General features: G+C 70.7%; 19 protein-coding genes. 13 read left to right on the top strand and 6 right to left on the bottom strand.

The features are described from left to right. The first annotated feature begins 243 nt into the window (after window positions 1-243). The 7 genes from OG226_RS46340 to OG226_RS46310 all read left to right on the top strand — a co-directional run bounded on the left by OG226_RS46340 (window position 244) and on the right by OG226_RS46310 (window position 11,100). Window positions 244-546 (top strand): DUF5133 domain-containing protein, encoded by a 303-nt coding sequence (locus OG226_RS46340; protein ID WP_328685521.1) that lies wholly within the window; start codon window positions 244-246, stop codon window positions 544-546. Between the two features lie 73 nt (window positions 547-619). After that, window positions 620-2,611, top strand: coding sequence for an alpha-1,4-glucan--maltose-1-phosphate maltosyltransferase (locus tag OG226_RS46335; RefSeq protein ID WP_329352546.1), 1,992 nt, complete (start codon window positions 620-622; stop codon window positions 2,609-2,611). Beyond that, the gene (gene treS / locus OG226_RS46330) at window positions 2,608-4,326 is read left to right on the top strand and encodes a maltose alpha-D-glucosyltransferase (protein ID WP_328685519.1); all 1,719 of its coding nucleotides are present in this window, start codon (window positions 2,608-2,610) and stop codon (window positions 4,324-4,326) included. The genes OG226_RS46335 and treS overlap by 4 nt, the downstream gene beginning before the upstream one ends. A 28-nt stretch (window positions 4,327-4,354) precedes the next feature. Then, window positions 4,355-5,722 (top strand): maltokinase N-terminal cap-like domain-containing protein, encoded by a 1,368-nt coding sequence (locus OG226_RS46325; RefSeq protein ID WP_329352544.1) that lies wholly within the window; start codon window positions 4,355-4,357, stop codon window positions 5,720-5,722. A gap of 569 nt (window positions 5,723-6,291) precedes the next feature. Next, window positions 6,292-8,478 carry a 1,4-alpha-glucan branching enzyme gene (gene glgB, locus OG226_RS46320; protein ID WP_329353715.1) on the top strand — a complete coding sequence of 729 codons (2,187 nt, stop codon included), beginning with the start codon at window positions 6,292-6,294 and terminating at the stop codon, window positions 8,476-8,478. Window positions 8,479-8,582: 104 nt separating this feature from the next. Then, window positions 8,583-8,870, top strand: a complete 288-nt coding sequence (locus OG226_RS46315; RefSeq protein WP_328685517.1) for an ATP-binding cassette domain-containing protein — start codon at window positions 8,583-8,585, stop codon at window positions 8,868-8,870. 325 nt (window positions 8,871-9,195) lie between these two features. Beyond that, window positions 9,196-11,100: an AMP-dependent synthetase/ligase gene (locus OG226_RS46310; RefSeq protein ID WP_328685516.1), complete on the top strand. Its 1,905-nt coding sequence runs from the start codon at window positions 9,196-9,198 to the stop codon at window positions 11,098-11,100. A gap of 46 nt (window positions 11,101-11,146) precedes the next feature. Here OG226_RS46310 and OG226_RS46305 read toward each other — a convergent pair whose 3' ends face one another. Beyond that, the gene (locus OG226_RS46305; RefSeq protein WP_328685515.1) at window positions 11,147-11,971 is read right to left on the bottom strand and encodes a methyltransferase domain-containing protein; all 825 of its coding nucleotides are present in this window, start codon (window positions 11,969-11,971) and stop codon (window positions 11,147-11,149) included. 248 nt (window positions 11,972-12,219) lie between these two features. Here OG226_RS46305 and OG226_RS46300 point away from each other — a divergent pair, with 248 nt between their 5' ends. From OG226_RS46300 to OG226_RS46285, 4 genes are all read left to right on the top strand, one after another. Beyond that, window positions 12,220-13,596 carry an NAD(P)/FAD-dependent oxidoreductase gene (locus tag OG226_RS46300; RefSeq protein ID WP_328685514.1) on the top strand — a complete coding sequence of 459 codons (1,377 nt, stop codon included), beginning with the start codon at window positions 12,220-12,222 and terminating at the stop codon, window positions 13,594-13,596. 47 nt (window positions 13,597-13,643) lie between these two features. Continuing rightward, window positions 13,644-15,893 carry an FUSC family protein gene (locus tag OG226_RS46295; protein WP_328685513.1) on the top strand — a complete coding sequence of 750 codons (2,250 nt, stop codon included), beginning with the start codon at window positions 13,644-13,646 and terminating at the stop codon, window positions 15,891-15,893. Between the two features lie 28 nt (window positions 15,894-15,921). Further along, the gene (locus OG226_RS46290; protein WP_328685512.1) at window positions 15,922-16,101 is read left to right on the top strand and encodes a hypothetical protein; all 180 of its coding nucleotides are present in this window, start codon (window positions 15,922-15,924) and stop codon (window positions 16,099-16,101) included. Window positions 16,102-16,351: 250 nt separating this feature from the next. Next, the gene (locus OG226_RS46285) at window positions 16,352-16,801 is read left to right on the top strand and encodes a cyclic nucleotide-binding domain-containing protein (protein ID WP_327406446.1); all 450 of its coding nucleotides are present in this window, start codon (window positions 16,352-16,354) and stop codon (window positions 16,799-16,801) included. Window positions 16,802-16,803: 2 nt separating this feature from the next. Here the strand turns inward: OG226_RS46285 and OG226_RS46280 are convergent, their stop codons facing one another. Together OG226_RS46280 and OG226_RS46275 are read right to left on the bottom strand one after the other, a co-directional pair. Further along, window positions 16,804-18,114: an MFS transporter gene (locus OG226_RS46280; RefSeq protein ID WP_328685511.1), complete on the bottom strand. Its 1,311-nt coding sequence runs from the start codon at window positions 18,112-18,114 to the stop codon at window positions 16,804-16,806. A gap of 80 nt (window positions 18,115-18,194) precedes the next feature. Further along, window positions 18,195-18,806 (bottom strand): LysE/ArgO family amino acid transporter, encoded by a 612-nt coding sequence (locus tag OG226_RS46275; RefSeq protein WP_328685510.1) that lies wholly within the window; start codon window positions 18,804-18,806, stop codon window positions 18,195-18,197. 69 nt (window positions 18,807-18,875) lie between these two features. Between OG226_RS46275 and OG226_RS46270 the strand changes: the two genes are divergently transcribed. Beyond that, the gene (locus tag OG226_RS46270) at window positions 18,876-19,775 is read left to right on the top strand and encodes a LysR family transcriptional regulator ArgP (RefSeq protein WP_328686625.1); all 900 of its coding nucleotides are present in this window, start codon (window positions 18,876-18,878) and stop codon (window positions 19,773-19,775) included. Window positions 19,776-20,453: 678 nt separating this feature from the next. Here the strand turns inward: OG226_RS46270 and OG226_RS46265 are convergent. After that, window positions 20,454-21,161, bottom strand: coding sequence for a TetR/AcrR family transcriptional regulator (locus OG226_RS46265; RefSeq protein WP_328685509.1), 708 nt, complete (start codon window positions 21,159-21,161; stop codon window positions 20,454-20,456). A 138-nt stretch (window positions 21,162-21,299) separates the two neighbouring features. Here OG226_RS46265 and OG226_RS46260 point away from each other — a divergent pair, with 138 nt between their 5' ends. After that, entirely contained in the window at window positions 21,300-22,520 is a 1,221-nt protein-coding gene (locus tag OG226_RS46260; RefSeq protein WP_328685508.1) for a saccharopine dehydrogenase family protein, read from the top strand. Between the two features lie 42 nt (window positions 22,521-22,562). Here OG226_RS46260 and OG226_RS46255 read toward each other — a convergent pair whose 3' ends face one another. Beyond that, window positions 22,563-24,389, bottom strand: coding sequence for a sensor histidine kinase (locus OG226_RS46255; RefSeq protein WP_329352542.1), 1,827 nt, complete (start codon window positions 24,387-24,389; stop codon window positions 22,563-22,565). Further along, window positions 24,386-25,084, bottom strand: a complete 699-nt coding sequence (locus OG226_RS46250; RefSeq protein ID WP_328685506.1) for a response regulator transcription factor — start codon at window positions 25,082-25,084, stop codon at window positions 24,386-24,388. The genes OG226_RS46255 and OG226_RS46250 overlap by 4 nt, the downstream gene beginning before the upstream one ends.

Below are 25,084 nucleotides of genomic sequence, written 5' to 3'. Positions count from 1 at the left end.
GGCCCCGAACACGAAGCGTGAGCAATGATCGCTTCTGAGTCACCTCCAGAGTGCGAGCGCTAGGCCATTCGTGCAACACGAGCGACGGGTGAGGTAGTTGAAGAACCAACAAGACGCTGGGTCATCACCTGTGCACCATGAGTGAAAGCCTCGACTGCCGTGACGGAGCCATGCCGCTCCGGGTACGGCCGCCACCCGACGGTCGGGAACCGCGGTCCGCCGAGGCGAAAGGTGAACAGCGCCATGCTGCTACCCGCCAAAGCCGAAGTGGCCCGCCAACTGCGGCGCTACCGGGCGTGGGAACGCGTGATGCTCGCATCGCCGGGCGACCGGACGGTACGGGCCACCTTCGAGGACTCGGGCTACACCTTGTGCGTGCTGATGGGGAAACGCTGCGCGCGCGAGGCCGCGGAGGCCGCCGAGCGCTTTCTGCGCGGCGGCCAGGGCACGTACCAGCAGGAGCAGAACGCCCTCCCCCGTACGGCGGCCGTGGTGCACCGCGGTCCGCCCGTCACGGTCGATCAGCGGTCCCCGGCGGGAAGGTAGTCCCCCTTCCGGCGCAGCTCGCACCCACGGCCGGGCGAACAGCCCGGCCTCCGGCACGACGGAGGTGAGACCCATGAACGCGACCCCGGCAGCCATCGGCCGCATTCCGGTACGTGACGTACGCCCGTCCGTGGACAGCGGCGCCCGCCCGGCGAAGGCGGTGGTCGGCGAGACGTTCCAGGTCACCGCCACCGTCTTCCGCGAGGGCCACGACACGATCGGCGCCGACGTCGTGCTCTACGACCCGGACGGCCGCCCCGGTCCATGGACCCCGATGCGCGAACTCGTCCCCGGCAGCGACCGCTGGGGCGCCGAGGTCACCCCGACCGCGACAGGCCGTTGGTCCTACGTCGTGGAGGCCTGGGGCGACCCCATCGCCACCTGGCGCCGGGCCGCCCGCATCAAGATCCCGGCCGGCATCGACATCGGCCTGATGCTGGAGGAGGGCGCGGAGCTGTACGCCCGAGCCGCCACCGGGGTGCCCGAGGGCCCGGCCCGCGCCACGATGCTGGCCGCGGCGGAGACGCTGCGCGACGACACACTGCCGGTCGGCACCCGGTTCGTGGCCGCGTTGACTCCGAGCGTGGACGGGGTGCTGGCCCGGTATCCCCTGCGGGAACTGGTCACGACCTCCGAACCGCGACCGCTCCTGGTCGAGCGGGAGCGGGCGTTGTACGGCGCCTGGTACGAGTTCTTCCCGCGCTCCGAGGGCACCCCGGCCCAGCCCCACGGCACGTTCCGTACGGCCGCGAAACGGCTGGACGGCATCGCGGCGATGGGCTTCGACGTCGTCTACCTGCCGCCGATCCACCCGATCGGGAGCACCTTCCGCAAGGGTCCGAACAACACCCTGTCCGCGGGGCGTGAGGACGTCGGCGTCCCCTGGGCCATCGGCTCCCCCGAGGGCGGCCACGACGCGATCCACCCCCAGCTCGGCACGCTGGAGGACTTCGACGCGTTCGTCGCGCGGGCCGCCGAACTGGGCATGGAGATCGCGCTGGACTTCGCGCTCCAGTGCTCGCCGGACCATCCGTGGGTGGAGAAGCACCCGGAGTGGTTCCACCACCGCCCGGACGGGACGATCGCGTACGCGGAGAACCCGCCGAAGAAGTACCAGGACATCTACCCGATCGCCTTCGACCGGGACCTGGACGGACTCGTCACCGAGACCGTCCGCGTGCTGCGGCACTGGATGGACCACGGGGTGCGGATCTTCCGCGTGGACAACCCGCACACCAAACCGGTGGTGTTCTGGGAGCGGGTGATCGCGGAGATCAACGGCACCGACCCGGACATCATCTTCCTGGCGGAGGCGTTCACGCGCCCCGCGATGATGGCCACCCTGGCGCAGGTCGGGTTCCAGCAGTCGTACACCTACTTCACCTGGCGCAACACGAAGCAGGAACTCACCGAGTATCTGAGCGAGTTGTCGGGCGAGGCGGCGGCCTACATGCGGCCGAACCTCTTCGTGAACACCCCGGACATCCTCCACGAGTTCCTCCAGGACGGCGGCCGGCCGGCCTTCGAACTGCGCGCGGTCCTCGCCGCCACCCTCGCCCCCACATGGGGTGTCTACAGTGGCTACGAACTAGGTGAGAACGCTCCTCTCCGGCCGGGGAGCGAGGAGTATCTCGACTCGGAGAAGTACCAACTCCGCCCGCGCGACTGGGAGTCGGCCGAGCGGGAAGGACGTAGCATCGCGCCATTGCTGGGCAAGTTGAACGACATCCGGCGCCGTCATCCGTCGCTGCACCAGCTCAGGAATCTCCGCTTCCACCGGACGGACAACGACGCGCTGATCGCGTACAGCAAGACCACGGGGGTGGACACGGTCCTGGTGGTCGTCAACCTGGATCCGCACCACACCCAGGAGGCCACGGTCTCGTTGGACATGCCGCAACTCGGCCTGGAATCAAACGAATCCATGTCGGTGTACGACGAACTGACGGGTGAGTCCTATCAGTGGGGCAGGACCAACTATGTGCGCCTCGAACCCGGCCGGGCTCCCGCGCACGTGTTGCACGTCCGGAGGTCCACAGAGAGCGGAGGGTCAAGAGCTTCATGACTGTCAACGAACCGGTCCACGACACCTTCGAGGACACTCCCGCCAAGGACCGGGACCCCGAGTGGTTCAAACGCGCCGTCTTCTACGAGGTCCTGGTCCGCTCCTTCCAGGACAGCAACGGCGACGGCGTCGGTGACCTCAAGGGCATCACCGCCAAACTCGACTACCTCCAGTGGCTCGGCGTCGACTGCCTCTGGCTACCCCCCTTCTTCAAATCCCCCCTGCGCGACGGCGGTTACGACGTCTCCGACTACACCGCCGTCCTCCCCGAATTCGGCGACCTCGCCGACTTCGTCGAGTTCGTCGACTCCGCCCACCAACGCGGCATGCGCGTCATCATCGACTTCGTCATGAACCACACCAGCGACCAGCACCCGTGGTTCCAGGAGTCGAGGAAAGACCCCGACGGCCCCTACGGCGACTACTACATGTGGGCCGACGACGACAAGCAGTACCCCGACGCCCGCATCATCTTCGTCGACACCGAAGCCTCCAACTGGACCTTCGACCCCGTCCGCAAGCAGTACTTCTGGCACCGCTTCTTCTCCCACCAGCCGGACCTCAACTACGAGAACCCGGCCGTCCAGGAAGAGATCCTGGCCGCCCTCCGCTTCTGGCTGGACCTCGGCATCGACGGCTTCCGCCTCGATGCCGTCCCCTATCTCTATGCGGCCGAAGGCACCAACTGCGAGAACCTGCCCGCCAGTCACGACTTCCTGAAGCGCGTCCGCCGCGAGATCGACGCGATGTACCCGGACACCGTGCTGCTGGCGGAGGCGAACCAGTGGCCCGAGGACGTCGTCGACTACTTCGGCGACTATCAGGGCGGCGGGGACGAGTGCCACATGGCATTCCACTTCCCCGTCATGCCCCGCATCTTCATGGCCGTACGCCGTGAGTCCCGCTATCCCGTGTCGGAGATTCTCGCCAAGACCCCTGCGATTCCCTCGGGTTGCCAGTGGGGCATCTTCCTGCGCAACCACGACGAGCTGACCCTGGAGATGGTCACCGACGAGGAACGCGACTACATGTGGGCCGAGTACGCCAAGGACCCGCGTATGCGCGCCAACATCGGCATCCGCAGGCGCCTCGCGACCTTGCTGGACAACGACCGCAACCAGATCGAACTGTTCACGGCCCTGCTCCTCTCGCTCCCCGGCTCGCCGATCCTCTACTACGGCGACGAGATCGGCATGGGCGACAACATCTGGCTCGGCGACCGCGACGCCGTCCGCACCCCCATGCAGTGGACCCCCGACCGGAACGCGGGCTTCTCCTCCTGCGACCCGGGCCGCCTCTTCCTGCCGGCCATCATGGACCCGGTCTACGGCTATCAGGTCACCAACGTCGAGGCGTCGATGTCGTCGCCCTCCTCGCTGCTGCACTGGACCCGCCGCATGATCGAGATCCGCAAGCAGAACCCGGCGTTCGGGCTCGGCTCCTACACGGAGCTCCAGTCGTCGAACCCGGCGGTGATCGCGTTCCTGCGCGAGTACGAGGACGACCTCGTCCTGTGTGTGCACAACTTCTCCCGGTTCGCGCAGCCCACCATGCTCGATCTGCGGGAGTTCGACGGCCGGCATCCCGTGGAGCTGATCGGCGGGGTGCGGTTCCCGGCCATCGGTGAACTGCCGTATCTGCTGACGCTCGCGGGGCACGGCTTCTACTGGTTCCGGCTCCCGCGAGCCGCTCCCCGCATCGGCCGACGACGTTGAGGATGTGCCGGCGAAAGGACGCGTCACCATGCCGAAGACCGCACCGCTTCGACTGAGCAGCCCCGGCGTCGACCGGCCTCCGGCCACGCTCGCCGGGCTGCTGCGCGAATGGCTGCCCGGGCAGCGCTGGTTCGCCGGCAAGGACCGGCCGGTGGCCGACCTCGACGTGCTGTCCACGACCGAACTCTTCCCGGGCTGCCTGCACTTGCTGGTCCACGCCTCGCATACGCCGGTGCCCTCACCGGGGGGCACTCCCCCGCCCGGCGACTGCTATCAACTCCTGCTCGGCGTAAGGGAACACATCTCCCCGCGCCACGCCCGGGCCTACATCGGCCGGGTGCAGGAAGGTCCGTTGGCCGGTCTCGCGGTCTACGACGCGCTACAGGATCCGCGGTCGGCGGAGCTGTTGCTGGAGCGACTGCGGCACCCCGGTGCGACGGGTCCCCTGCACTTCGAGGCGGACCCGGCGGTCTCCGTGCCCGCCGGACTCACGCCCCGGCTGCTGGGCGCCGAGCAGTCCAACTCCTCGCTGGTGTACGGCGATCGGTACATCCTGAAGGTCTTCCGGCGCATCCAGCCCGGCGTCAATCCGGACCTGGAGCTGCCGGGGGCGCTGGCGGCGCAGGGTTGCAAGCGGGTCCCGGCGCCGGTGGCGTGGTTCCGGACGGCGGAGCCGCGGGCCGCTACACTCGGTGTGCTCCAGCCGTTCCTGCCGGACGCCTCCGACGGCTGGGCTCTCGCGCTGCGCGCACTCGCCGTCGGTGACGAATTCACCACCGAGGCACACGAGTTGGGGCAGGCCACCGCGGATGTCCATCTCGCGTTGGCCGCGGCCTTTCCGTCCGCCAGTCGCCCCCTCGCCGAGAACGACCGTACGGCGGCGGCCATGACCGAGCACCTGGAGGCGGCTGCGCACTCAGTGCCCGCGCTGCGGCCGTTCGTGCCGGGGCTGCGGACCGCGTTCGGGGCGCTCGTCGGCCGGGATGCCGGGCCGCCCGCCCAGCGCATCCACGGCGATCTGCATCTCGGGCAGGTGCTGCGGGCCGGTCGCGACTGGTTCGTCATCGACTTCGAGGGCGAGCCGTCCAAGCCGCTGGCGGAACGGCGCAGCGCGCAGTCCCCGGTGCGGGACATCGCGGGCATGCTGCGCTCCTTCGACTACGCGGCCCGGCAGCGCCGGCCCTGGCGCCCGGAGTGGGCGCGCCGCTGCCGGGATGCCTTCTGCGCGGGCTACGCGGCCCGGGCCGGCTGGGACCCCCGCACCCAGCACGCCCTGCTGCGCGCGTACGAGACGGACCGCGCCGTGTATGAAGTGCTGTACGAGGCCAGACACCGTCCGGACTGGCTTCCCGTACCCATGGCGGCGATCGAGCGTCTCGCCGTCCGAGGAGGCTGAACTCCGTGGCCCTGCGCGACACTTCACCTCAGGAGACGGGCGGTCCGTCCACGCCCGCCGGCCCGGAGACGGGCGAACCGACCGGGTCAGCCGCACCGGACGCCCGCGGCCCGGCCGCGCCCGGCCTGCCGGAGACCACCGAACGGACCGCGACCGAGGCACCCCCGACGAACGGCTCACCCATAACCTCCGGCCCGGAAACGGGCGAACCAAGCGGGCCCGCCGCACCCGACGGCTCCGCCCCGGCCGTACTTGGCCCACCGAAGACCGTCGGCCGGACCGCGACCGAGGCACCGGAGACGAACGGCTCGCCCACGACTGCCGACCCGGAAACGGGCGAACCAAGCGGGCCCGCCGCACCCGACGGCTCCGCCCCGGCCGTACTTGGCCCACCGAAGACCGTCGGCCGGACCGCGACCGAGGCACCGGAGACGAACGGCTCGCCCACGCCTGCCGCCCCGGAAACGGGCGAACCAAGCGGGCCCGCCGCGCCGGAGACGAGCGATTCGCCTACGACTGCCGGCCGAGCGCATGAGGGCCTGTCCGGTACCACCTCCCCGCCCGCGACCATTCCGGTTCCCCCGGGCGCGGGCGGTCCCACGGCGGCCTCCCCGCTGGACCCCGCCGACCACGACCGGCTCCTCGCCGGCGCCCACCACGACCCGCACGCACTTCTCGGCGCGCATCCGGTGCCGGGCGGGATCGCCTTCCGGGCGCTGCGTCCGTACGCCCGTGCCGTGAGCGTCCTGATCGACGGGACGCACAGCCCGCTCGTCTCGGAGGGCGGCGGCCTCTTCTCCGGCGTGCTCCCGCTCGCCCAACTCCCCTCGGTGTACACGCTGTTGGTGTCGTACGCGGAGGGCGACGAGCACGAGGTGCACGACCCGTACGCCTTCCTGCCCGCCCTCGGTGACCTCGACCTGCACCTCATCGAGGAGGGGCGGCACGAGGAGCTGTGGAAGGCGCTCGGCGCGGAGCCGATGACGCACGGCGGGGTGGCCGGTACCCGCTTCACCGTGTGGGCGCCGAACGCCCAAGGGGTGCGTGTCGCCGGGGAGTTCAGCTCCTGGGACGGTACGGCCTTCCCGATGCGGTCGCTCGGTTCGTCGGGCGTGTGGGAGCTGTTCCTGCCGGGTGTGGGCGAGGACGCCCGCTACAAGTTCGAGATCACCTCCCGGAGCGGCGAGCGCTTCCTCAAGGCCGACCCGATGGCCCGCCGCACGGAGGTGCCGCCCGCCACGGCGTCCATCGTGACGGCCTCGCACTACGAGTGGGGCGACGAGGACTGGCTCGCGCGGCGGACGGAAACCCCGGTCCACGAGGCACCCTTCTCGGTCTACGAAGTCCATCTCGCCTCCTGGCGCCAGGGCTTGACGTACCGTCAGCTCGCCGTCGAACTGCCCGCCTATGTGAACGAACTGGGCTTCACCCACGTCGAGTTCATGCCGGTGACCGAGCACCCCTTCGGCGGCTCCTGGGGCTACCAGGTCACCGGCTTCTACGCGCCGACCTCCCGTATGGGCACCCCGGACGACTTCAAGTTCCTGGTCGACGCGTGCCACCGGGCCGGTGTCGGCGTGATCATGGACTGGGTTCCGGCGCACTTCCCCAAGGACGACTGGGCGTTGGCCCGGTTCGACGGGGAGCCGCTGTACGAACCCGGGGACGCGCGGCGGGCCGAGCATCCGGACTGGGGGACGTACGAGTTCGACCTCGGGCGGACCGAGGTGCGCAACTTCCTTGTGGCGAACGCCGTTTACTGGTGCCAGGAGTTCCACATCGACGGCCTGCGCGTGGACGCGGTCGCCTCGATGCTCTACCTCGACTACTCACGCGACTCGGGTCAGTGGACCCCGAACGTCCATGGCGGGCGCGAGGACCTGGACGCGATGGCCTTCCTCCAGGAGATGAACGCGACCGTGTACCGCAGGGTGCCCGGAGTCGTGACCATCGCCGAGGAGTCCACCGCCTGGGACGGGGTGACCCGGCCGACCGACACCGGCGGTCTTGGCTTCGGGTTCAAGTGGAACATGGGCTGGATGCACGACTCGCTCGACTACATGTCGCACGAGCCCGTCCACCGCAAGCACCACCACCACGAGATGACCTTCTCCATGGTGTACGCGTACAGCGAGAACTACGTCCTCCCCATCTCCCACGACGAAGTGGTCCACGGCAAGCGCTCGTTGGTGTCGAAGATGCCCGGCGACTGGTGGCAGCAACGCGCCAACCACCGCGCGTATCTGGGATTCATGTGGGCCCACCCCGGCAAGCAACTCCTCTTCATGGGCCAGGAGTTCGCCCAGGGCGCGGAGTGGTCCGAGTCCCACGGCCCCGACTGGGGGCTTCTCGACCCCGCTTACGAGGCCGCGCCCGATCACCGGGGTGTCCAGGACCTCGTCCGCGACCTCAACACGGCCTACCGCGCGACCCCCGCCCTCTGGCAGCGCGACACCGACCCCGGCGGCTTCCGATGGGTGATGGGCGACGCCGCGGAGGACAACGTCTTCGCGTTCCTGAGGTTCGACGCGGGGGGCTCCCCGCTCCTCGCCGTCAGCAACTTCTCCCCCGTCGTACGCCATGACTACCGTCTGGCTGTCTCCGACGAGATCCCGGCCTGGCAGGAGACCCTCAACACGGACTCCGCGCTCTACGGCGGCAGCGATGTGAGGAACCCCGACCCGATCAAACCGGAGGACGGCCACATCCGGCTCACGCTCCCGCCTCTCGCGACGGTGTGGCTGACACCCGGGTGACATCTTGCTCCCATGCCGACGCCGATCAACCCTGATGCCACCCACTCGACCGGCCTGCGCCTGGAGTTGCGGGACGTCACGCAGGAAGTGCGGGGCGCCGGGGGGTGTTGGACGACGTGTCGTTCGAGGTCGAGGCCCGGCGGCTGGTGATCATCGCGGGGAGCAGCGGCGCGGGCAAGACGGTGCTGCTGCAGACCCTCGCGGGACTCCAGGCCCCGGCCTCGGGGGCGGCGAACGGGTACGACTCGCCGACCAGGCGCAGCGCGGCCGTCGCGTTCGCGGTGAACACGACCGTGTACTCGGCCGGGTCCGCGTGGAAGTGCCGGAGCACCGCGGCGCGGGTCCGGGCGAGCAGGTCGCCCGAGGCGCGGGAGGCGGGGCTCTCCGAGTAGGGGTTGCCGAAGACGCCTCCGGTGATGCGCTCGGCGCCGGCCCGGACCAGGGAGGCCGGGGCGAGTCCGGCGCCCGTGTGGTCGAGACAGGTGTGCCCTTCGGCGTCCAGGTAACCGAAGTCCCGCGCCCTCAACTCGCCGAGATCCACCGCGTTCATGTCCTCGTACCCCCCGCTTTGTCAGGTCGGTCCCACTGAACCGTCGAACTCCGCAGGGGCACTTCACGGTTCCCCTCACCAAACGCTCACACCTGGGCTACATTCGAGCACCGTCGATAACAGCAATGATCGGCAGAGTCACGCCCCGTACAACCCAGGAGCAGCGCATGCGCGACTTCGCCGTCGCTCCACCCCCCACCTCCACCCTCAACGGCGGCCTCGCCGACAGCATCTTCGAGACCGCGGTCCTCCATCCCACCCTCCCCCTGATCGCACGCAAGCAGGACCCGTCCTCCACCGAATGGGAGGAGGTGACGGCCGTGGAGCTGCGGGACGAAGTCGTCGATCTGGCCAAGGGGTTGATCGCCTCCGGGATATCGCCGGGCAGCCGGGTCGCGATCATGGCCCGTACCCGTTACGAGTGGACCGTGCTCAGCCACGCCCTGTGGGCGGTGGGCGCCGAGGTCGTGCCGGTGCATCCGACGTCCTCGCGCGAGCAGGTCGAGTGGATACTGCGGGACGCCAACTGTGTGGCCGTGGTGGTGGAGGACGAGCAGGGCATCATGACCGTCGGCACGGTGTGTGCCGCGCTGCCGCTGTTGCGGCACGTCTGGCAGCTGGACTCCGGGGCGCTGGCCCAGATCATGGAGCGGGGCACGTACATCCCGCAGACCACGGTGGACTCGCTGCGCCGGATCGTGATGCCGGACTCGACCGCGGTCATCGCCTACACCTCGGGCACCTCGGGCCGCCCCATGGGCTGCGCGCTGAGCCACCGCAGTCTGGCCAGCCCCTGCGACACGCTGCTCGCGGGCTGGTCGCACACGGCGGCGCCGCCCGGTGAGCAGCCGGCCGTGCTGGCCTTCCTGCCCTTCTCGCACGTGTACGGGCTGATGATCCAGGGGCTGTGCATGCGCGGCGGCTGGCTGATGGCGCACGAGCCGGAGATGACCGAGGCGGCGCTGGTGTCGGCGCTGCGCACCTTCCGGCCGACCTACCTGTACGCGGTGCCGTCGATCTTCGAGAAGATCTACAAGAACTTTCTCCGTACGGCCCAACAGACGGGCCGCGGCGCCCTGTTCGAGCGTGCCGCCGCGACCGCGCGGGACTTCGCGGCGGCCGAGGAGCGGCAGAGACTCGGCCGGGGTTCGGGCCCCGGTTTCGATCTCCGGCTCCAACACGCCGTGTTCGAGCGGACGGTGTACCGCAAGCTGCGCTCGGCGCTGGGCGGCCGGGTGGTCCGCGCGACGTCGGGCGGTTCTCCCCTGAACCGTGAACTGTCCTTGTTCTACTCGGGTATCGGCATCCTCGTGCACGACGGCTACGGCCTCACGGAGACCGCCGGTGGGATCACGATGCAGCCGCTGGGCCGGGAGAAGATCGGCACGGTGGGGCAGGCGTTGCCGGGCACGGAGATCCGGGTCGCGGAGGACGGGGAGATCCTGGTGCACGGGCCCTCGGTGTTCCAGGGCTACATCAACGACGAGCGGGCGACCCGGGCCGTGATGCAGGCGGGCTGGCTGGCCACCGGGGACATCGGGCGGCTGGACACCGAGGGCTATCTGACGATCACCGGCCGCAAGAAGGACATCATCATCACCAGCAGCGGCAAGAGCGTCGCGCCGGCCGCGCTGGAGAACCGGCTGCGGATGCATCCGCTGATCCATCAGGCGGTGGTCGTGGGTGACGACCGTCCCTGTGTGGGGGCGCTGCTGACCCTGGACCCGGAGTTCGTGGCGCACTGGCGGGCCGGTCTCGCGCTGCAGAGCGACGCGCGGGGCCGGGAGGCGCGGGAGGAGAACGCGCTGCGGGAGGAGATCACGCGGGCCGTGGCGGCTGCCAACAGCCCTGTGGGGCGCGCCGAGTCGATCCGGGTGTTCCGGGTGCTCCCGCATCCGTTCGACGTCGCGGGCGGGCTCCTGACGCCGTCGATGAAGCTGCGCAGGGACGCGATCGTGCGGCACTACGCGTTCGAGATCGACGCGATGTACCAGGCACGCGCCCGTGCCCCGCAGCAGTCGGCGGAGGAACAGCTCGCGGGCTGGGACGACGCGGACAACGTGTTCCGCTAGGTCACCGGACGGGGGTCACCCCGGAAGGGGTCACCCCCACCGACGGTCATTCCGGGCGGTGGGCGACGACCGCGAACATCGTGACGGACATGTGCAGCGCGCCGCGCTCCGCGGCCTCGGTGAGGTCGGCGTAGGCGCGGTCGCGCTGGGCCTCGCTCAGGGCGCCGCGGCGGACCGCGGACTCGCCGAGCATGCGGATCAGCGGCCAGGCCACCGACCGGTGGTCCTGGAGCAGCGCCTGCGAGCCGCGGTCGTCGACGACGAGTCCGGCGGCGCTGAGCTGGCCGACGAGCCGGCGTCCCGAGTAGGGGTTGACCGCTCCGGTGAGGGCGCCGGAGGTGAGCGCGGCCGTGACCTCGGGGTCGCCCGGGTGCAGGATCGTGGTCGCCCAGTCGGTGTCGAGCAGGGCCACGCGCCCGCCGGGGCGCAGGACGCGGGCCATCTCGGCGACGGCCTTGTCCGGTTCCGCGAGGTGCTGGAGCACCCGTTCGCACCAGACGACGTCCACGGAGGCGTCGGGCACGGGCAGGGACAGCGCGTCGCCGTCCGTGAAGCGGGCCGGGTTCCCGTCCGACGCGGCCCGTTCCTCGGCGACCGCGCGCAGCCCGGGATTGGGCTCGACGCCGAGCGCCGACCCGTCCGGGCCGACGGCCGCGGCCAGTTCACGGGTGGTCGAGCCGGTGCCGGCTCCGACGTCGAGAACCCGTTCCCCGTTGCCCGGGGCGAGGGCCTCGTGGGCCCATGCGCGCAGTCGTCGTACGCCTGGATTGGCTTCCTGGATGTCGAGCGCGGCCACCAGCCGCGTCACGTTGCCGGCGTCGATGTTCTGGGTGCGGAAGCCTGACCCCGGATCGGGCTGAGTGTGCGACATGGCGTGCACTCTACGGTCCGAAGTGATCGTCCACAGGCGGGTCAAAGGTCATTCAGGGACGGCATTTGTTCATGTGTCCGCGGCGTACGGCGGGCCTCGGCGGGGCATGCTGGTGCCCACGCGTTCGTCTGCCTGCCGCGCTCAGCTGGCGGAACGGCTCCCGGCACGGTGGGATCGATGTGGTGCGAGGCAGCGATCCAGGGGCAGGCGTACGGCGTCGAGGCAGACCGCCTGGAGCCGCAGAAGGGATGAACACCGTGACACGACCGAGGATCCTGGTGGTTGGCGCAGGCTTCGCAGGAGTGGAGTGCGTTCGCCGCCTGGAGAGGAAACTGACCCCGGAGGAAGCCGACGTCACGCTGGTGACGCCGTTCTCCTACCAGCTCTATCTGCCCCTGCTGCCCCAGGTCGCCTCCGGCGTCCTGACCCCGCAGTCGATCGCCGTCTCGCTGCGCCGCAGCAAGAAGTACCGCACGCGGATCATTCCGGGCGGCGCGATCGGTGTGGACATCAAGTCCAAGGTCTGCGTGATCCGCACGATCAACGACGAGATCGTGAACGAGCCCTACGACTACATCGTGCTCTCCCCAGGCAGCATCACCCGTACCTTCGACATCCCGGGGCTGACGGATCACGCCTTCGGGATGAAGACCCTGGCGGAGGCCGCCTACATCCGCGACCACGTGATCACGCAGCTGGACCTCGCGGACGCGAGCGACGACCCGGCGGAGAAGGCGTCCCGGCTCCAGTTCGTGGTCGTCGGCGGTGGTTACGCCGGTACGGAGACGGCGGCCTGTCTGCAGAAGCTGACGCACGCCGCGGTCAAGCGCTACCCCCGGATCGACCCGGGTCTGATCAAGTGGCACCTCATCGACATCGCGCCGAAGCTGATGCCCGAGCTGGGCGACAAGCTCGGAAGGAGCGCGCAGGAGATCCTGACCAAGCGCGGTATCGACATCTCCCTGGGCGTCTCCATCGCCAAGGCGGGGCCGGAGGAGGTCACCTTCACCGACGGCCGGGTGGTGCCGACCCGCACGCTGATCTGGACGGCCGGTGTGGTCGCCAGCCCGCTCATCGCGACGCTGGGCGCGGAGACGGTGCGGGGTCGGCTCGCGGTCACCGCCGACATGAACCTGCCCGGACACGACGGCGTGTTCGCGCTCGGTGACGCCGGTGCGGTGCCGGACGAGGCCAAGGGCGGGGACGGCGCGATCTGCCCGCCGACCGCGCAGCACGCCATGCGGCAGGGCAAGGTGGTCGCCGAGAACGTGATCGCGACGCTGCGCAACCAGCCCCTGAAGCAGTACGTCCACAAGGACCTCGGGCTGGTCGTGGACCTCGGCGGCAAGGACGCGGTGTCCAAGCCGCTGGGCATCGAACTGCGCGGTTTTCCCGCCCAGGTCGTGGCCCGCGGCTATCACTGGTCGGCGCTGCGCACGAACGTCGCCAAGGTCCGGGTCGCGACGAACTGGACGCTCAACGCGCTGGCCGGTGACGACTTCGTGCGCACCGGCTTCCAGGCCCGCAAACCGGCCACGCTGAAGGACTTCGAGTACACCGACTCGTATCTGTCGCCGGAGCAGGTACGGGACCGCGTCGAGGGGGCCGGGACCCAGGAGCCGTAGCATCGGTGGCACGGATCTTGATGTGAACCTGGGGAGAGTACGGCGGCGTGAGGGCAGTGGGACGGACGGCGTGGGCACGGGTGCGGTATCGCGTCGCGGCGTCCGATCCCGGACTGCTGCGGCTGACGGCCGGGCTGCGGACGGTGGCCTCGATCGCCCTCACGCTGACCGTGCTCTCCCTGGCACAGGCCTCGGTGCCGCATCTGGTCGCCGGGGCGATGGCGGCGATGGTCTCCACGTTCGCCATCCGCGAGAAGCAGCGCGCCCAGCAGGCGGTGACGCTCGCGCTGGGACTGCCGGTGGCGCTGGCCTCGGTGTCGCTGAGCGCGCTGCTGAACTCGCGGGTGGTCGCCGGTGACGTCTTCTTCGTCCTGCTGATCTTCGGCGCCGTCTACAGCCGCCGGTTCGGCGACCGCGGCACGGCCCTCGGTCTGATCGGCTTCCAGATCTACTTCCTGTCCCTGTTCGTCGGCGCGACCGTCTCCGCACTGCCACGGCTGTACGGCGTGCTCGGCGTCGCCTTCGCGTGCAGCGCGCTGGTGCGGTTCGCGCTGGTGCCGGAGACGCCCACGGGGACGCTGGACCGGCTGCGGCGGGCGTTCCGGGCGCGGTTCGCCCAGCTCGTCACCGCGCAGCTCGCGCTGCTCGACGCAGGCCCCGACGACATGGAGAAGGCCCTCGTCGACGTACGCGAGGGCACCGCGCGCCTGCACGAGACGGCGCTGCTGATCCAGGGCCGGCTGGAGGACGGCACCTCCGACGAGACGGTGGCACGGCTCGTGCAGCGGCGTATCGCCGACGCCGAGGTGGCCGCCGAACGGCTCGGGCTCCTGCTGCTCACCGCCCGCAGTGCCGAGCGCGGCCACACGCTGACCCTGCATCTGCCGGGCGCGCCCGTACCCGCCGGCGACCTGCTGCCCCAGCGGGACGAGACGACCGACACGCTGCGCCGCGACCTGGAGGCACTGCGCCTGCTCGTCCTGCGGCCGGCGGGCACGGACTCGGGTACCGGGCTGGCGCATGTGCGCAACCGGCTGCTTGGCTACCGCGAGGAGGAGAACCTGCCGCCCGCCTCGGACGCCGTGCAGGACGTGTTCCGGGGCATCGGTGAGGCCGGGCGTGCGGTGCTGGGGCTGCGGATCGCCGTGGACGGGCCGCAGGACGAGTCGGAGGACACGCCCGCGACGACCCGCTCCCGCGAGGAGCTGGACGCTGAGGACGCCGCCATCGCGGGCAGCGAGGAGGCCGAACAGGAGGACGCGGAGCGCACGGGGCTACGGCGGCCGACGACGCGGGCGGCCGTGCAGGTCGCCGTCGGATCCTCCCTGGCCATCGTCGGCGGCGAGTTCCTGTCCAGCCAGCGCTGGTACTGGGCGGTGCTGACCTGCTGGATCGTGTTCCTCAACACCTCGTCCACGGGCGAGATCCTCGTCAAGGGCTACCGGCGGCTGCTGGGCACGGTCCTGGGTGTCGTGGCCGGTATCGGTCTCGCGGGCCTGGTCGGGCATCACACCTGGACGGCGTTCGCGCTGGTGCTGCTGTTCATCTTCGCGATGTTCTACACGGCACCGCTGTCGTACACCCTGATGTCCTTCTTCGTCACCGCGATGCTGGGCCTGCTCTACACGCTGCTGCACACCTACAGCGCGTCGGTGCTGCTGCTGCGGATCGAGGAGACGGCGCTCGGCGCGGCCTGCGGGGTCGTCGCGGCGGCGCTGGTGCTGCCGGTGCACACGGACCGCCGTACGAACGAGCTGCTCGGCACCGTGCTGGCGCGGCTCACGGACGTCACCGAGGCCGCCGTCGACCAGCTCAGCGGCGGGGCCCCGGCCGAACTGCTCGACAAGGCACGGGACTTGGACCAGGCGCTGGCCGATCTGAGCGCGTCCACGCAGCCGTTGACGCACCCGATCACGCCGTTGCGGGCGCGGCGGGACACGGCGCGGTACGTCGTCGCGCTGCTGGAGACCTGCGCGTATCACGCGCGGTATCTGGCGGCGACCGCCGAGCTGTTGCCCACGCATCCGTCGATAGCGGCCGATCCCCGGCTGCGTGAGGCGGGGCGCCGGATCGTGCACAACATCGGGGTGATCGGCGCCCATGTCTCCGACGGGGACGCCGTCGGCGAGATCGAGACCGGGCCGAGCATCGCCTCCCTGCTGCGGCCCGGAACACCGGGGACCCCGCGCTACGGCCGGGTCACCGACCGTGTGCTGCGGCATCTGCAGCGTCTCGACGAGGCCGTGACCGGCCTGGCCCGGCCGCTCGACGTGCCGATCGCCGCACCGGTGAAGTGAACTCCGCGCGCCTGGGTAGGCGACGGCCATGACTGATGTCGTGGATTCGGACGAACTGTTGCGGCGCATCCGGCGGGCCCGGGCCTTCGCCGCCCAGGAGGTGCAGACGTGGTCCCAACAGGGCGACGCCGTAAGGGAAGTGGCCTACGAGGTCGTGCTGCGCGTGCTGGACGAGATCGTGGCCCCCGGACAGCATGCGACGAAGTGAAACCGGTCACGCGACCGGTTGAAGTGGGTACGAAATGCCCGTGGATGGTTTACGGTTCACTCATACGTGGTCCCGGAGTCGACCGTACCGTCCTCCGGCGCCACCGCTTAACGGCCCTGGCTGGTCTCCCCCGTCCAGCCAGGGCTTTTTCATGCCCGATTCCGTCCCCCGAGGTGCCCGGGACGTCGGCAGAGGCTGAAATGGGCGTAGGGAGAATTCCGGATCCGCTGCCGGCGAGGAGCCCTGTGCCATGACCAAAGCGATAAAACTGCTGACCGCACTGCCCCAGGCCCAGCGCGAACGGCTGATGGAGGTCGCGCAGGAGGTCTCGTTCGCCGAGGACTCCAGGATCTTCGAGGCGGGCGGCACGGCCGACCGCTTCTGGGTCGTCCGCTCCGGTGCCGTCTCGCTCGACCAGCGGGTCACCGCGCAGCAGCGGGTCACCGTGGCCACGCTCGGCGCGGGCGACCTGCTCGGCTGGTCGTGGCTGTTCCCGCCGTACGAGTGGGACTTCGGCGCGGAGGCGTTCAGCGCCGTGCGGGCCTACGAGTTCGACGCGGCGGCCGTCCTCGCCCTGAGCGTGGAGGACCCGCTGCTCGGGCTGTCCCTGGTCCGGATCGTCGCGGAGATCCTCGCACACCGGCTGGCGATGACCCGGAGCAAGCTGATGGAGCACTACGCGATCCATCGGCCGGTCTGAGGTCAGATGCGGTAGCGGCGCAGCGCCGGGACCGCGGCGGCCAGGGCCAGCATGATGACGATGACCAGGATGCCGCCCCCGGCGACCGCCGTACGCGGGCCGAGGGCCGAACCGGCCGTGCCGTGCAGGACGTCGGCGAGGCGCGGGCCGCCGGCCACCACGACGGTGAAGACGCCCTGCATACGGCCGCGCATCTCGTCGGTGGCGGCGGACAGCAGGATCGCCCCGCGGAACACCATGGAGACCATGTCGGCGACTCCGGCGGCGGCCAGGAACACCACGCCGATCCACAGATTGCCGCTCAGCCCGAACCCGGTGATGGCCGCGCCCCAGGCGACGACCGCGCCGATCACCATCCAGCCGTGCCGCCGGGCCCGCGAGAACGTGCCGGAGAACAGCCCGCCGACCACCGCCCCGATCGGGATCGCCGCGAACAGCATGCCGAGGGCGAGGCCCTCGCCGTAGGGCGCGTACGTCTGGGCGGCGAGCTGGGGGAACAGGGCGCGGGGCATGCCGAAGACCATCGCGATGATGTCGGCGAGGAAGGACAGCAGCAGCACCTTGTGCAGCGAGATGTAGCGGAAGCCCGCGACGATCTCCCGCCAGCCCGCGCGGCGCGGTGTCGCGGATTCCAGGGGCGGCAGCGCGGGCAGCCGGACGACCGCCCAGAGCGTGACGCACAGCGCCAGCGCGTCGATGAGATACAGCTCGGGCAGGCCGATGACCGGGATGAGGGCGCCCGCGAGGAGCGGTCCGAGGACCTGCCCGGTCTGCATGACGGTCGAGCCGAGGGCGTTGGCCGCGGGCAGCTGTTCGGCGGGGACCAGGCGGGCGATGGAGGCGTTGCGGGCGGGCGCGTTGAGGCCCCAGAAGGCCTGCTGCATGGCGAGCAGCACCATCAGCGCGGTCACCGAGTCGAGCCCGATGGCGGCTTGGACCCAGAACAGCACCGAGGTCACGGCTATGCCGCTGTTGGTGATCAGCAGCAGTTTGCGGCGGTCCATGCTGTCGGCGAGCGAGCCGCCCCAGAGCGCGAACACGATGAGCGGCAGCAGGCCGGCCATGCTGGCGGCGCCGACCCAGGCGGAGGAGCCGGTGATGTCGTAGATCTGCTTGGGTACGGCGACGGCGGTGAGCTGGCTGCCGACGGCCGTGACAATGGTCGAGGACCACAGGCGGCGGTAGGCGGGGATCCGCAGGGGGCGGGTGTCCATCGCCCAGCGGCGCCAGCCGCGCCGGGGGCCTGCCGCCGGTTCCCGGTCCTTCTCCGACTCGGGTTCCGTGCCGCTGTCGGTGCTCTCGCTCGTGTCCACTGGCTTCCTGGTTGCTCGCTACATCTAATCGGCCGGGGTTCACTATCCCAGCACCGGCCGCGGCAGCCGAATCCGCCGTCTCACGCCCCGGCGACGAGCATCGCGCCGAGACCGATCATCGTCGCGGCGACCAGGCCGTCCAGCACCCGCCAGGCCGAGGGCCTGGCGAGGAAGCGGCTGAGCAGGCGGGCGCCGAAGCCGAGCGCGGTGAACCAGCACAGGCTGGCGCAGACGGCGCCGAGTCCGAAGGTCCAGCGCAGCGGGCCGCGGGCGGCGGCGATGGAGCCGAGCAGGAACACGGTGTCCAGATAGACGTGCGGGTTGAGCCAGGTCATCGCCAGGCAGGTGAGGACGGCCCGGCGGCGCGAGCCGGTCGACTCGCCCTCGGCCTGGAGGGCGGCGGGGCGGAAGACCCGGCGGGCGGCGAGGACGCCGTAGCAGAGCAGGAAGGTGCCGCCGACGAGGCCGACCGCCGTCAGCGCGCCCGGCCAGGCGACCACGATCGCGCCCACGCCGCCGACGCCGAGTGCGATGAGGAGGGCGTCGGACAGGGCGCAGATGCCGACCACGGCGAGGACCGCGTCGCGGCGGATGCCCTGGCGCAGGACGAAGGCGTTCTGGGCGCCGATGGCGACGATGAGCGAGAGGCCGGTGCCGAAGCCGGCGGCCGCCGCGGAGAGAACGTTGGTCACGCCCTCGACGCTAGGGATACCGGCGACTGGAGTACAGCTAAAGATTCTTACGTAACATTAGCGCTCGTGATGGTTTCGGAGCTTCCCCTCGATCAGGTGCGGACGCTGCTCGCGGTGGTGGACGAGGGCACGTTCGACGCGGCGGCCTCCGCGCTGCATGTGACGCCCTCGGCGGTCAGCCAGCGCGTGAAGGCCCTGGAGCAGCGCACGGGCAGGGTCCTCCTGCTCCGCACCAAACCGGTACGGACGACCGAGTCCGGCGAGGTGGTCGTCCGCTTCGCCCGCCAACTGGCCCGCCTGGAACGGGACGCGCGCGCCGAGTTGGGCATGAGCGACGCCGGCGAGCCGACCCGGGTCTCGGTCGCCGTGAACGCCGACTCCCTGGCCACCTGGTTCCTGCCCGCCCTCACCCGCGTCCCGCGCGAACTCCGGGTCTGCTTCGAACTCCGCCGCGAGGACGAGGACCATACGGCGGCCCTGCTCCGCGAGGGCCTGGTCATGGCGGCGGTGACTTCGTCGCCGGACGCGGTACCGGGCTGCTCGGTGCGGGCGCTGGGACGGATGCGCTATCTCCCGGTGGCAAGCCCGGAGTTCAGGGGGACGTATCTGGACGGCACCCTGCGGGACGCCCTGACCGAGGCTCCGGTGATCACCTTCGACCGGCGGGACGACTTCCAGGACTCCTTCGTCCGGAGGCTGCGGCGGGGGCAGGGCGGTGCGAGTGCGGTACGGCATCTCGTGCCGACCTCGGAGGGGTTCGTCGAGGCCGTCGCCGCGGGGCTGGGGTGGGGCATGGTGCCGGAGATGCAGGCCGCTCCGCTGCTGGGTGCCGGGCGGCTGGTGAACTTCGCGCCGTCGCGGTCGGTCGACGTTCCGCTGTACTGGCAGCAGTGGAAGTTGGACTCGCCTGCGCTGGCGGCGGTGGCCGGGGCGGTCGTGGGGGCGGCGGAGGGGGCACTGCGGGGCTGAGCGGCCATCGGGCCGTGTCGATGTGCGGCTCCGCCGCGGGGCGCTGTGTGCGGGTTTTGTGCTGCGACGCCATTGCGACTGATCGCGCCCACGCGGCGGAGCCGCGTATCGGCACAGCCCCGCGCTTCTTTACGGCACTGTCGTTTCGCGGTTGATCCGTGCGGGTTGCTCAGGGGATGCGCGGTCCGGTGCGGCGCCGTCGTGGCTGGTCGCGCACGCGCGGCGGAGCCGCATCTCGGCACAGCCCCGCGACCCTATAGGACGCTGTCTCATCACGGTTGACCTCGCGCGGGCTGGTCAGGAGACTCCGATCCGCTGCGCTGCCGTCATGGCTGGTCGCGCCCGCGCGGCGGAACCGCGTATCGGCACAGCCCCGCGCTTCTTTACGGCACTGTCGTTTCGCGGTTGATCCGTGCGGGTTGCTCAGGGAATGCGCGGTCCGGTGCGGCGCCGTCGTGGCTGGTCGCGCACGCGCGGCGGAGCCGCATCTCGGCACAGCCCCGCGCTTCTTTACGGCACTGTCGTTTCGCGGTTGATCCGTGCGGGTTGCTCAGGGGATGCGCGGTCCGGTGCGGCGCCGTCGTGGCTGGTCGCGCACGCGCGGCGGAGCCGCATATCGATACAGTCCCGCGGCTCTTTGGGACGCTGCCGCATCGCGGTGGACCTCGCTCGGGCCGCTCAGGGGCGGGCGGAGTTCAGTTGGGCGGCTGCGCTGTCCAGCAGCATCTCCAAGGCCGTCGGATACGCGCTGTCGACCATGCGGGCCGCCAGGAGTGGGGCCGCCTCGGCGATGCGGGGGTGGGTGGTTCGGGGCAGGCGGGCGTAGGTCGAGCGCCATATGGCCTCGTCGGCGTGGAGGGCCGCGCTCGGGAGGGCCAGGGACGCGGCGTCCAGCGCGGCGAAGGCCAGGGTCTGGTCGATGAACGCGTGGTAGATCCGTACGGTGTCCCGCAGGGGGAAGCCGGCCGTGCGCAGGACGTCCAACACGGCCTCGTCCGCGGCCAGTTCATTGGGGCGGCCGGTGACACGACTCGCCGTCAGTTGGGCGGCCTGCGGGTGGGCGACGTACGCGGCGTGGATGCGCAGGCCGATCGCGCGCAGGTCGGCCCGCCACTCCCCCGTCGGCTCCCACCCGCGCAGCGCCTGCCCGACGAGGGCGTCGCCGATGGCCAGGGTCAGTTCGTCCATGCCGCGGAAGTACCGGTAGAGCGTGCTGGGGTCGGCGTCCAGGGCCAGGCCCAGGCGGCGGGCGGTCAGGCCCGCGCTGCCGTGTTCGCGCAGCATACGCAGGGCCGTGTCGACGATCAGTTGCTCGGAGAGGACGGTGCCGCTCTTGGTGGGCCGGCGCCGTCGCCGCTTCTCCTCCGACACCACCGGTTTCGGCATCGCGGCCTCCCTGCGCTCCCTGGTGCTCCTTATGCCAACACCATTGACCTTATCCGCGCCCCCGGCGTTGTATCTCCGGCAGGGGCCCACTGACTTTCGTGATTCGGCTGAGACATCGGCAGTGAAGGAGTTCTCGTCATGCGTGTACTGCTCGTGGGAGCCGGTGGTGTGGGGACCGCGGTCACCCGGATCGCGGCCCGGCGTCCGTTCTTCGACGCGATGGTGGTCGCCGACTACGACCTGTCCCGGGCGGAGGCCGCGGTCGCGGCGCTCGGGGCGGACGGCGCCCGGTTCCGCGCCGAGCGGCTGGACGCGAGCGACGAGGAGGCCGTCGTGACCGCGCTGCGTGCGCACGAGTGCGACGTGCTGCTGAACGCGACCGACCCACGCTTCGTCCTGCCCCTGTTCCGTGCGGCGCGTGCCGCCGGGGCCGACTACCTCGACATGGCCATGTCGTTGTCCCGGCCGCACCCGGAGCGACCGTACGAGGAGTGCGGGGTCAAACTCGGGGACGCGCAGTTCGCCGACGCGGACGGCTGGGAGAAGGCGGGTGCGCTGGCGCTCGTCGGGATGGGTGTGGAGCCGGGGCTCTCGGACGTGTTCGCGCGGTACGCGGCCGACGAACTCTTCGACGAGATCGAGGAGATCGGCATCCGCGACGGGGCGAACCTCACCGTCGACGGCTACGACTTCGCGCCCTCCTTCAGCATCTGGACGACGATCGAGGAGTGCCTGAACCCGCCGGTCGTCTACGAGGCCGACCGGGGCTGGTTCACCACCGAACCGTTCAGCGAGCCCGAGGTGTTCGACTTCCCTGAGGGCATCGGGCCGGTGGAGTGCGTGAACGTGGAGCACGAGGAGGTGCTGCTGGTCCCGCGCTGGGTCGACGCGAAGCGGGTCACCTTCAAGTACGGGCTCGGCAATGAGTTCATCGAGACCCTGAAGACCCTGCACCTGCTCGGCCTGGACCGTACCGACCCGGTCACCGTGCCGAGCGCGTCGGGCCCAACCGCCGTATCGCCGAGGGATGTTGTCGCCGCCTGCCTGCCCGACCCGGCGACGCTGGGCGACCGTATGCACGGCAAGACGTGTGCGGGCACGTGGGTGCGCGGCACGAAGGACGGGGCGCCGCGCGAGGTGTACCTCTACCACGTGGTCGACAACCAGTGGTCGATGGCGGAGTACGGCTCCCAGGCGGTGGTCTGGCAGACGGCGATCAACCCGGTGATCGCACTGGAGTTGCTGGCCACGGGGGCGTGGAGCGGCTCGGGCGTGCTGGGTCCGGAGGCGTTTCCGGCCGGTCCGTTCCTGGAGCTGCTGACGGCGTACGGAGCGCCGTGGGGGCTGCGGGAGCAGTGACGGACGTCAACTCAAGGCCGATGAAAGCGAGTTGATCTGGCGTCAATCCCCCTCTGGCGCGGTGGAGTTGGGCAACCGCAGCGCGAACACGGACCCCGCGCCGGGTTCACTCGTCGCCTCGACCGTGCCGTCGTGGGCGGCGACCAGGTCGCGGACGATGGACAGGCCCAGGCCGCTGCCTCCGGTGCGGCGGCTGCGGGACTGGTCGGCGCGCCAGAAGCGTTCGAAGACGTGCGGGAGGTTCTCGGGCGCGATGCCGATGCCGGTGTCGGTGACCGTCAGGACGATGTCGTCGCCGTCGCGCCACGCGGTCACGGTGACGGTGCCGGCGGCCGGGGTGTGACGCAGCGCGTTGGACACGAGGTTGCCGAGGACCTGGCGCATACGGACCGGATCCGCCTCCAGCCAGAGGGAGTTGTCCGCCTTGCCGGTGAGGGCGACCCCGGCCGTGTCCGCGGAGACCCGGTACGCGGCGACGACCTGGTCGACGAGGTCCTCGACGCGCACGGGTTCGCGGTGCAGGCGCAGGGTGCCGGCATCGGCGGCGGCGAGGTCCTGGAGGTCGTCGATGACCCGCTGGAGGACCATCGCCTCCTCGTGCAGGGAGCCGAGCAGGGCCTGGTCGGGTTCGACGAAGCCGTCGCGGGTGACCTCCAGCCAGCCGCGGATGTTGGTGAGCGGGCTGCGGAGTTCATGGGCGATGTCGCTGACCATGGCCTTGCGCTGGGCCTCCATGCGTTCCCGGCGTTCGGTGAGGTCGTTGAACGCCTCGGCCAGGATGCCGGTCTCGTCCCTCGTCCTCACCGGCACCCGGACGTGCAACTCCGGTGGCTGCTGGGCCGCTTCGGTCAGTGCGCGCAGGGGTCGTACGAGTCGCGTGGCGACGACCGCCGTCACCAGGACCGTGAGCGCCAGTACGGCCGCCGCCGCGCCGACGACCTTGGCCTTGTTCGCCGGCGAGACGGCGAAGCGGGGTGCGGTGATGTCCCCGCCACCCAGGAAGAGTTCGGCCACCGGGGCTACGTAGGGGTCGAGTTGGGCGCGGCGGGCGCTGTCGGTACAGGCCTCCGCCTTGCGTATGTCGGCCGCGGAGCCCAGCTTGTTGTACTCGCCCGTGACGTAGCGGGAGCCGAGGCTCTTGTCGGAGATGTCGACCCCGAAGTACGGGACCTTGAAGGTCAGGCCGCCCCGCACCAGGCAGGGCTGAGCGCTCACTATCAGGTTCTTCAACGCCTTGTTCTCGGTGGCGGTCGGGGTGTTGAGCTTCCCGTCGGCGCACGGCTCCGGCACCGAGTCATTGGCGTTGTTGCCGTTCGCGTCGGTGAGGACGGGACGGCCGCTCGGCGTCTTCGTGATGGTCGTGTCGATTCCGCTCTGTCTGAAGCACGCCTGGCGGGCCTTGGCCAGCTTCGCCAGCCGGGCCCGTTCGTTCGCGGTCAGCCGGTACGGTCCGACGACCCGGGGGTCGAGGCCGCTGAGCTGTGCGCCGGGTTCCGTGTAGGTGTCGGTGTGCAGCGGGTCGACGTTCGCGGCGGCACGGGGCGGCAGGGAGGTGCCGTGCGGTGCGGAGTCGGCGATGAGGGCGCGGTCGGTGGTCGTGAGGGCGATGCGGCGGCCCATCTTCTTCGACAGCGCGCGGAGGGAGGGTTCGACGCCCTTCCACTCGGGGTGGGTCGCGGCGTATCCGCTGAGCTGCGCGACGATGCGCATGTCGTCCGCGAGGTCCTGGCCCTGTTCCTCCTGGATGGCGCGGGTGGTGGTCTCCACCGCGAGCCAGGCCGTCGCCCCGACGGAGCAGAGGGCGATGAGCACGGTGGCGACGAGCAGCCGGACCAACAGCCGCTTGCGCAGTGGTATCCGGGGCCTCACGCGCGACCGCCGCGCAGTTTGTAGCCGACGCCGAACACGGTCAGCAGCCGGACCGGCCGTCGCGGGTCGGCCTCGATCTTCTTGCGCAGGTTCATGATGTGGACGTCGACGGCCCGTTCCGTGGACGCCCGGTCGAGCCCCCGGGTGAACTGGAGCAACTGCCGCCGGGAGAAGACCCGTTCGGGTTCGGCGGTCATCGCGAGGAGGATCTCGAACTCGGCCGGTGTGCAGTCGACGGGCACCCCGTCGCAGCGCACCTCGTGCCGTACCGCGTCGACGGACAGCCCCGCCGCCCGTACGACGGCGTCCTCCTGCCGGACCTCGGTGACCCGGCCGCTGCGCCGCAGGACCGTGCGGATGCGGGCCATCAGCTCGCGCGGGCTGTACGGCTTGGTCATGTAGTCGTCGGCGCCGAGTTCCAGACCGAGCAGGATGTCGTCCTCGGTGGAGCGGGCGGTGAGCATCAGGACGGGGATGTCGTCCTCGCCACGCAGCACCCGGCACACCCCGAAGCCGTCGATCACCGGCAGCATGAGGTCGAGCACCACGAGGTCGGGTCTCAGCTTCCGGGCCGCCTCGATGGCGGCGGCCCCGTCGTGGACCACGGTCGCGGTGTGTCCTTCCGTCAGCAGGGAGCGTCGTATCAGCTCGGCCTGCATCTCGTCGTCCTCGGCGACCAGCACATGTGCGCACAC

The sequence above is a fragment of the Streptomyces sp. NBC_01261 genome, assembly GCF_036226385.1.
Classification (GTDB): Bacteria; Actinomycetota; Actinomycetes; order Streptomycetales; family Streptomycetaceae; genus Streptomyces.
Note: the sequence above shows the minus strand (reverse complement) of the source record. Positions and strands in the feature narration are given on the sequence as shown.

Bases quoted from the DNA above. Each gene is read 5' to 3' on its own strand.
- OG226_RS46340 (WP_328685521.1), top strand. From the start codon at position 244: ATGCTGCTACCCGCCAAAGCCGAAGTGGCCCGCCAACTGCGGCGCTAC.
- OG226_RS46335 (WP_329352546.1), top strand. From the start codon at position 620: ATGAACGCGACCCCGGCAGCCATCGGCCGCATTCCGGTACGTGACGTA.
- treS (WP_328685519.1), top strand. From the start codon at position 2,608: ATGACTGTCAACGAACCGGTCCACGACACCTTCGAGGACACTCCCGCC.
- OG226_RS46325 (WP_329352544.1), top strand. From the start codon at position 4,355: ATGCCGAAGACCGCACCGCTTCGACTGAGCAGCCCCGGCGTCGACCGG.
- OG226_RS46310 (WP_328685516.1), top strand. From the start codon at position 9,196: ATGCGCGACTTCGCCGTCGCTCCACCCCCCACCTCCACCCTCAACGGC.
- OG226_RS46305 (WP_328685515.1), bottom strand. From the start codon at position 11,971: ATGTCGCACACTCAGCCCGATCCGGGGTCAGGCTTCCGCACCCAGAAC.
- OG226_RS46300 (WP_328685514.1), top strand. From the start codon at position 12,220: ATGAACACCGTGACACGACCGAGGATCCTGGTGGTTGGCGCAGGCTTC.
- OG226_RS46290 (WP_328685512.1), top strand. From the start codon at position 15,922: ATGACTGATGTCGTGGATTCGGACGAACTGTTGCGGCGCATCCGGCGG.
- OG226_RS46285 (WP_327406446.1), top strand. From the start codon at position 16,352: ATGACCAAAGCGATAAAACTGCTGACCGCACTGCCCCAGGCCCAGCGC.
- OG226_RS46270 (WP_328686625.1), top strand. From the start codon at position 18,876: ATGGTTTCGGAGCTTCCCCTCGATCAGGTGCGGACGCTGCTCGCGGTG.
- OG226_RS46265 (WP_328685509.1), bottom strand. From the start codon at position 21,161: ATGCCGAAACCGGTGGTGTCGGAGGAGAAGCGGCGACGGCGCCGGCCC.
- OG226_RS46260 (WP_328685508.1), top strand. From the start codon at position 21,300: ATGCGTGTACTGCTCGTGGGAGCCGGTGGTGTGGGGACCGCGGTCACC.